Annotated in this window: 2 protein-coding genes; one reads left to right on the top strand and one right to left on the bottom strand. The window is 49.4% G+C overall.

Annotated features, from left to right (window positions below; translation table 11 throughout):
* Positions 1-608: 608 nt before the first annotated feature.
* A complete protein-coding gene (locus G459_RS30115) occupies positions 609-752 on the top strand; it encodes a hypothetical protein (RefSeq protein WP_157373483.1) in 144 nt (47 codons plus the stop codon).
* Positions 753-943: 191 nt separating this feature from the next.
* On the opposite strand, the gene G459_RS30335 is transcribed toward G459_RS30115, so the two are convergent.
* On the bottom strand, positions 944-1,135 hold a 192-nt coding region (locus tag G459_RS30335; protein WP_211234431.1), incomplete at its 5' end, for a hypothetical protein.

Below are 1,135 nucleotides of genomic sequence, written 5' to 3'. Positions count from 1 at the left end.
GCTCGCAGATTTTTTCCTTCGTCACTTTTTGTGGGGCAAAAAGTAACCCAAAACCCTCGGGCCCCAGTCTTTACTTCCAATCGGTGGTGTTTTCTACTAGACAATTATTAGGTGGACGATTGGATTTTTTGTCCTGCTCCAAACCTAAAAACAGGTGGATCTCGCTCGCCCACTCACGAGCTAACCTGTTTTTTTACGGTTTTCCGCAGAACCAAAAACCGTAAATCCTGCAGGGCCCTACCTTCGCCGATTGCGCCTGGTACTTTTTCGTATTGGTTTTTTGTCTGGTACGGCTTTGGGGCCAAAACAACGCGCGCCGTACGTACGGTCGATACCATAGCCTGGGGTTTCAACCCCAGGTAAAATGGATAAGATGTTTCAACCTCGGCGCAGAAATTCCGATGACACAGGGATCTTGATGCCGAGATACGGAGAAGGTGGTTGAGTGGTAAATAGTCCGGCTTCAGGAGAAGCAGGACAACAGGATGAAGGGGGAAGCAGGACAACGGAAAAAGTGAGTAACAGGCACGTCGGCGGGCCCAAAGTGGACTATTTGGAAACAAAGGAAAATAAAGCATTCCGGGGAAAATATGGACAAAACCCAACGTATGTGTGACGTATGTATGACGATGGTATGGCGGAACCCCAACGCAGCAGTGGCTTTGCTGCAAGGGAAATTGCCAGTCAGCAGCCTCGCCATGTACTATCACAATGTGGTTGGTTTTGAAGTCATCCTGCCCGTGTACGCCTAGAATTGAACCAATAAGCCCGTATAATGAGCCCTAACAGCGGTTTATCAATCCCATGGTTACTCCACTGTCGCTACCGGCTCTGTCCTGCTCTGTTATTCCTTCAGGCGGTAGGCTGAGCGAAGCCATGCCGGACCGTGCCGGTACAATCCCCGAACTAAGTATGAGACTGACTGCACGTTGATAAGGGATTGCTATGGCGTTGTATAACCTTGTGTAGGAGAAAGAAGCGGAGAATTGGAACTTGCGAAGAGGGAAAACGGCAAGGTCTTAAGCTTAGAGGAAAGTGCCGTAGGTACGGCCGATACCATAGCCTGGGGTTTTAACCCCAGGTAAAATGGATCAGATTTTTCGACCTCGGCGCAGGGATATGGTGAGTAATTGGG

Origin of the sequence: Algoriphagus terrigena DSM 22685 (genome assembly GCF_000429445.1) — a bacterium.
GTDB lineage: Bacteria > Bacteroidota > Bacteroidia > Cytophagales > Cyclobacteriaceae > Algoriphagus > Algoriphagus terrigena.
Note: the sequence above shows the minus strand (reverse complement) of the source record. Positions and strands in the feature narration are given on the sequence as shown.